At 51.0% G+C, this 7,028-nt stretch carries 4 protein-coding genes; all 4 read right to left on the bottom strand.

What is annotated here, in order from left to right:
• Positions 1–168 precede the first annotated feature (168 nt).
• On the bottom strand, positions 169–2,160 hold the full coding sequence (pdeR, locus tag KQJ19_RS21330; RefSeq protein WP_047358151.1) for a cyclic di-GMP phosphodiesterase: 1,992 nt from the start codon (positions 2,158–2,160) through the stop codon (positions 169–171).
• Between the two features lie 265 nt (positions 2,161–2,425).
• Positions 2,426–4,360: an exoribonuclease II gene (locus KQJ19_RS21335; RefSeq protein WP_200048930.1), complete on the bottom strand. Its 1,935-nt coding sequence runs from the start codon at positions 4,358–4,360 to the stop codon at positions 2,426–2,428.
• 89 nt (positions 4,361–4,449) lie between these two features.
• Positions 4,450–5,595 (bottom strand): carboxymuconolactone decarboxylase family protein, encoded by a 1,146-nt coding sequence (locus KQJ19_RS21340; RefSeq protein ID WP_200048929.1) that lies wholly within the window; start codon positions 5,593–5,595, stop codon positions 4,450–4,452.
• Positions 5,596–5,794: 199 nt separating this feature from the next.
• Entirely contained in the window at positions 5,795–6,583 is a 789-nt protein-coding gene (fabI, locus tag KQJ19_RS21345) for an enoyl-ACP reductase FabI (RefSeq protein WP_216404104.1), read from the bottom strand.
• Between the last annotated feature and the right edge of the window lie 445 nt (positions 6,584–7,028).

Below are 7,028 nucleotides of genomic sequence, written 5' to 3' on the forward strand. Positions count from 1 at the left end.
TGGCAATAGAGTTTGAATTTCATGATGCAGAATTTCATGGCAAAAGAGAAGGGAAAAATAGTATTAACCTGAACGATTGAAGAATATTATATATTCTGTGATTACATGCGGATAGCGTCGTCATGTAATGTCCATTTATGGCTATTCATCACCTTCATTCCCTCTGCATTAGCGCATTTTTTTACTCAGATGGCGGCGATACCAACGTTCAAATGCGGCGGCTGGCATTGGTTTGGCGAATAAAAACCCCTGACGCTCATTGACGCCATTTTTGGTCAGAAACGCATCCTCTTTCGCGCTTTCCACGCCTTCGGCGATGACCTGCAGGTTGAGCGCCTGCGCTACCGCAACTATGGCCCGTACCAGCGATTGTGAAATGGATTGTTTGTGGATCTCTCTGACAAAGGTCTGATCCAGTTTAATGGCATCTAGCGGGAAGCGGGCCAGTTGAGACAGCGACGAATAACCGGTACCAAAATCATCCAAATGGATTTGCGCTCCTAACTGGCTAAACTGCTGAATGACTGACAACGCCAGTTGCTCATTTTCTATCAAACTGCTTTCCGTTAATTCAACATCGATGGGGCAATACTCAAAGTTGAGCTCGTGAAGTACCTGCTTAAGTGCGGTAAACAGCGTCTGGTCGGCGAGCTGGCGGGCAGAAACGTTTACCGCCACGCGCAGGTTTATTCCCTTGTCGCGCCATTTCGCGACCTGGCGCACAACGTCGAGAATAACCCAACGCCCCAGCGGGACGATGAGCCCCGATTCTTCGGCGTAGGATATAAACTCCAGCGGTGGAATGAGGCCGCGTTCCGGAGATTGCCAGCGAACCAGCGCCTCCAGGCTGCGCACTTCACCGCGCCAGGTTATCTTTGGCTGATAATGGATAACCAGTTGATCGTTATCCAGTGCCTTACGCAGATTAGTATCCAGCCACAGATATTCAAATACCCGCTGATTCATTTCCGGAGAAAAAACACAAAACTGCCCACGGCCGCCTTCTTTCGCGGTGTACATGGCTGTATCCGCGTTACGAATGACGCTCTCGCAGTCCTGACCATGCTGAGGTGCGAGGGATATACCAATAGAGCATCCGGTATAGACTTCAATCAGACCGATGCGGAAGGGCTGGCGCAGGCGTGTCAGAATGCGCGATGCGGTGGCTTCCAGTGTGCCCTGGGATGTTTCGGTGGCAAGAACAATGAATTCATCGCCGCCAAACCGCGCCAGGATCTGGTTGTCTTCGAGGCAACTGAGGATTGCCAGCGACACGCTTTGTAGTAGCTGATCGCCAAACATATGCCCGTAGGCATCGTTTACCTTTTTGAAGTTATCCAGATCGAGGTACGCAATACCGACCTGCGTATCGCCCGCGTTCTCAATCGCATTACTGATCAGTTCATGAATTGCGTTGCGGTTTGGTAATCCAGTGATGGAGTCGGTATTCGCCAACACCCGCAGTCGTTCCTGCGCGCGGCGTTCTTCAGTGATATCGGTCCCGGAACAGATCAGAAAAATTTCGTTCTTGCCGCTACCGTTATGCACAAATTTATTGCGAAACAGAAACAGACGCTGGCCTTTGCAGGTCTTGACCCAGCGTTCAACCTCATACGAGTTACCTTCGCGAAAAAAGACCTCAATATTGCGCCGTGAAGCCGCTGCTTCACGACGGCTCATAAATAATGTGAATACACTTTGACCAATGACTTCACGTTCTTTGAGGCCGGTGTACTCTTCGCACAGGCGATTAAACCGCTGAATGTTGCCCATGCGGTCAAGAATGACAATAACGGAATTGGCTTCGGAAACGACTTGTTCGGCAAAAGAGAGGCCGTGGGCCAGATCGCGGGCGACGGAGGGGGTGTCATCCCAGGCGGATGCGCTACCGGCCCATTCGCGCTTATTGATTTTTCGACCGACCAGATGCACGGGAATGTCGTCATCTTCAATGGGCAACGTCATTAACAGACTTGACGTGATCACCGTCATCTCGCGAATGCGATCGGCTTGTTCAGGTAATAATTCGATGGTCTGATCAGCTTCTGACGCTTCGTCGATAGAGAAATGCAGGATGTTGCAATCCTCTGACAAACGCCAGTAGGGGTTATGAGTGCCCACATAGCTATACAACGTAACCAGCTCCCGGACGTCTTTCATCATGTGTACTATCCCGTTTAAAGCGCATAGAGCCTCAAAAGTATGGGTAGCCATGATTCATTCGTGGTGATTATGGCTGAACGTATTGTTTTTTTTATATATTTATGTTTAATCCAGAATCCGTAAAAAGCAAAGCCAGCGGAACTGAAAAAAGTAAAAAAATAAAATTGACCGAATGAAAGAAGTGTAGTGCGGTGGTGGGAATTTGGGCGGGAAAAAGAAACGACCTTTCACAAAATGAGAAAGGTCGCTGGATTGATACGTGTTACGCGGCTGGACGCGCGATAACGCTGCGGGTTTCCATGCGAACTTCGGCGATGGTTACGTCAATCACATCCGTGACTTTGTAAACCACTTCACCTTTAATTTGCACCGTGCCGCTTTCCTGGCTGCATACCAGCTCGTCCCGAACGGCGTGCAGGAATGGGGCAGGAATAAATGCGACTGCACCATTATCAACTAAACGTACGCGCATACCGCCGCGGCTAACGTCAATTATCTCGGCCGCAAAGCGGGTATCGGTCCCGGCTTTGTCACTCAGGAAACGGGCGTATAACCAGTCGCCCACATCACGTTCAGCCATCCGGTTCAGGCGACGACGTTCCGCCATTTGCACCGTGGTATCATCCCCAGGGCGGGAAATGGTTTCACCTTTGATGACGGCCTTAAGCAGGCGGTGGTTAATCATATCGCCATATTTACGAATAGGAGAGGTCCAGGTGGCATAAGCCTCCAGACCCAGCCCAAAGTGCGGCCCTGGCTCGATACTGATTTCAGCGTAAGACTGGAAACGGCGAATTCGGCTGTCGAGGAAACCAGAAGGCTGCGCATCCAGCTCGCGGCGCAGTTTGCAGAAACCTTCCAGCGTCAGGACTTCCTCGGCATCAACGTGCATACCATGGGTTTTTAGCAGCGCGGCCATAGCGTCGGCGTTGGCCGGGTCGAATCCCATATGGACGTTATAAATCCCGAAGCCCAGCTTGTCGCGAAGCACGCGGGCGGCGCAAATGTTTGCCGCAATCATGGATTCTTCCACGATACGGTTTGCGATGCGGCGCGGCTCAGCGACGATGTCCAGGACTTCACCTTTTTCACCAAGAACAAAACGGTAATCCGGGCGATCTTTAAATACCAGAGCATGGTTATGACGCCATTCACCGCGGCTCAGGCAAATACGGTGTAGCAGACGGATTTGTTCAGCAATCGCGTCGTTTGCAGGCTGCCAGTCACCGGCATCTTCCAGCCAGTCGGAGACGTTGTCGTAGACCAGCTTCGCTTTCGACTCAATCGTCGCTGCGAAGAAGGTGATGTTGTCTTCAATCGCGCCATCTGCGGTGATGGTCATACGACAAGCCAGAACCGGACGCACTTCGTTTGCGCGTAAAGAGCACAGATCGTCAGACAGTTCGCGTGGTAGCATCGGGATATTGAACCCCGGCAGATAGTTAGTAAACGCGCGAATTTTTGCCGTTTTATCCAGCTTGCTGCCTTCTGCAATCCAGGCCGTAGGGTCGGCAATGGCGACAGTTAATTGCAGTTTGCCGTCGGCCAGCTCTTCAGCATACAGCGCATCGTCCATATCTTCGGTGCTGGCGCTGTCGATGGTGACAAAGTTGAGGGCGGTTAAGTCCTGACGAACCAGACCTTCATCCAGCATCTCAGTTGCCACACCGTCCGGCGCTTCTTTTTCGAGATTATGGCGTGCCAGCGTGACCCACCACGGGACAAAGTGGTCATCAGCAAAAGTGATAAATTGGGTTAACTCGGCATAGAAGGTGCGATCGCCTTTCAGCGGGTGGCGGCGCATTTCAGCGACGGCCCAGTCACCTTCTTTAAAATCGTGCTCAACGCCGCGGGCGGCACGGCAAGGGATCGCTTCTTTCAGTAACGGATGATCCGGCACAATGGACAGACGATCATTTTTGCCCTGAACTTTACCCACGAAACGCGTCAGGAAGGGTTCGATCAGTTCTTCCGGCTCGGCAGATTCACGATCTTTTTCTGTATGGATAACCGCAACAATGCGGTCGCCATGCATCACTTTTTTCATCTGCGGCGGTGGAATGAAATAGCTTTTTTGTGCATCGACTTCCAGGAAGCCAAAGCCTTTTTCCGTGGCTTTTACCACCCCTTCAGCACGTGGCGTCTGGGAATGCAGTTGCTGTTTAAGCTGCGCTAGCAGCGGGTTGTCCTGAAGCATAATTGTCTATTTTCGTGGCTAAAAGAGCGGCTGACAGTTTTACGCGATTCTCTCAGTTGCGGCAAGCGCTCTTTCAGTAAGTGGATCGGTTAATAAGTCTCGCCCAGCGCGATTTTCAAGCGATTCAACCATCCGCACAATCCGCTCCAGGCCAGCAGGTTAATCGCTTGTTCAGAAGAGATGCCCTGATCGAACAAAGGGGTTAACAGCGCGGCGCTAAAACGGTCGGGCGCTCGGGTTAGCCATTGTACCGCCTGCAGGGTGACGCGCTCAACCGGATGTCGCTGTTCCCAACGCTGTAATTCACGTTCCTCCTGGCGAAGCAGGGCGATAACGTTGGCTAATTCATTGGCTGTATGTGCCTGTTCATTAAAGCAGGCCACGCTGCCGTTAATCCGTGAGGTCATTAGCGCCGCCAGTGAAAATGCCTGCGCATGTACTGCGCTGCGCCGGGTACTGGAAATCAGTGTCGTGAATAAATCTAAAATGACCGGTGAATGAATCAGTAATGGCACCAACGCTTGCAGTTCAGCGGGAAAATGTCTGGCCGTCGTCTCGTCCTGAGCAGGATATTTTTCGATTGGGAATGGCGCAGCGTGCCAGGTAGCGTTTGTTGCACTAAATGGCGAAGCGTGAGCGAATTGCTGTATATCCAGCCCCGGTATTCGGCGCACCGGATGTCCAAACCAGGCCTGAAACAGAGCCACGGTCCGGGCCTGAAAACCGACGAAGCCGATGATTTGATTCATCAAAATACTATCGCTGGTAGTCAGCCCGACCGCATCCAGATGCTGGCGATCGCGTGCGCCTATCACGTAAGGAGAGCTGGCAAGTTGGCGAGCATATTGGGTGATTTGCGCCAGCCGATGGTTACTTTCCCGTGACGAGTCAGGACCAGGAAGCGGTGTTAACCGCGCGGCATAGTGATTGCACAATCGCTGGACGCCATACACCTGAGCGACGGTTAGCGCCGTACTCATCCGCTCATAGGTGCTGAATGTGTGCATCTGATTCAGTTTTACGTGAACCGGGAAGAGAACCTGGGCAAGTTTACGGGCAGGGGTTAACCAGGATTGAAAAGGCAAAAGGGCGTCATCAGGTATCGCCAGATCCAGTAAAAAGCTGTCGTCGACATGAGCGGCTTCCGGCACCAGCGGCAGAATATCTTGCGGATGCTTGCTGGATTGCGTCTCATGATACCAGTGGCTTTTGCCTTCAATTCGGCGTTGTTCCATGGGCGGTCCTTGGTCTAAAAAGTGGCGACCCGGACACGTCGTCTACTACTACGCCGGATCGTTTGCGCTGCAATATCCTGACGTAAGCAGAAGAGGGGATGAAAGATTGTTCCGTGATAATAAATATCAGAAAAGCATATATGGCGGCGGGCAGAGGAGAGTCATGGGCGGGGCAAGACCGCCCATAGAAGACTTACGATTATTTCAGTTCCAGCTCGTTCATTGCCGCGATACTGAAGCCACCATCGACGTGAACGACTTCACCAGAGATGCCGGCAGCAAGATCGGAGCACAAAAATGCTGCGGAGTTACCCACATCTTCAATGGTTACAGTGCGGCGAATCGGCGTAACCGCTTCACAATGCGCCAGCATTTTACGGAAATCTTTAATGCCGGAAGCGGCGAGTGTACGGATAGGACCGGCAGAAATAGCGTTCACACGCACCCCTTCAGGACCCATCGCATTAGCCATATAGCGGACGTTCGCTTCCAGTGAGGCTTTTGCCAGGCCCATCACGTTGTAGTTAGGGATGGCGCGCTCTGCGCCCAGATAGGATAGCGTCAGCAGCGCCGAGCCTGGGTTCAGCATGGAACGGCAGGCTTTTGCCATCGCCACAAAGCTGTAAGCACTGATGTCATGAGCAATTTTGAAGCCTTCGCGGGTGACTGCATTCACATAGTCGCCATCCAGTTGGTCTGCGGGCGCGAAACCAATGGAGTGCACGAAACCGTCGAATTTCGGCCAGGCTTTGCCTAGTTCGGTAAACAGTGCATCAATGCTGGCGTCTTCCGCCACATCACACTGCAGTACGACGCTGGAACCCAGTTGAGCTGCAAATTCTTCGACGCGGCCTTTTAGTTTGTCATTCTGGTAGGTGAACGCCAGTTTAGCCCCTTCGCGATGCATGGCCTGAGCGATACCCCAGGCGATGGACAGTTTGCTGGCAAGACCCGTTACCAGAATGCGCTTACCGGAAAGAAAACCCATAGCTTTAATCCTTATGGTCATTGCTTATTTTTAGCAATCAATGAGTTATGATCACAATTTGAAGGTGTTTCGAAATGGGGCAGCAATTATATCCCACTCTTTGTGCCTTGTAGAATAGTTATCATCCCTTACTGATAATCACTTTTCATTACACATGAGGGTTATAACACTTTTCCTGGTTAAGTCTCATTCATTCTGCGAAGCGCGGGGGGATGGAGAAAATACAAGGCTTTAAAGGCATCTCAATGGTATTATTAACTGCTAGCTTATGTTTTAAAACATAGCAATGTAGGAACTTTCTTAAAACAAAAAATATGACCGTATTCAGTTCGTTATGATATATTGTTTTTATCGATCAATATTGACACATTGATCGTTATTATTGATTGATTGTGATTAAAAGTGCATTATCAGGAAGTTATGATCAATTGGAGTGGTCTTATGC

It is taken from the genome of Citrobacter sp. S46_ASV_140 (assembly GCF_018919545.1).
GTDB classification, from domain to species: Bacteria; Pseudomonadota; Gammaproteobacteria; order Enterobacterales; family Enterobacteriaceae; genus Citrobacter; species Citrobacter braakii.

Bases quoted from the DNA above. Each gene is read 5' to 3' on its own strand.
- pdeR (WP_047358151.1), bottom strand. From the start codon at position 2,160: ATGAAAGACGTCCGGGAGCTGGTTACGTTGTATAGCTATGTGGGCACT.
- KQJ19_RS21335 (WP_200048930.1), bottom strand. From the start codon at position 4,360: ATGCTTCAGGACAACCCGCTGCTAGCGCAGCTTAAACAGCAACTGCAT.
- KQJ19_RS21340 (WP_200048929.1), bottom strand. From the start codon at position 5,595: ATGGAACAACGCCGAATTGAAGGCAAAAGCCACTGGTATCATGAGACG.
- fabI (WP_216404104.1), bottom strand. From the start codon at position 6,583: ATGGGTTTTCTTTCCGGTAAGCGCATTCTGGTAACGGGTCTTGCCAGC.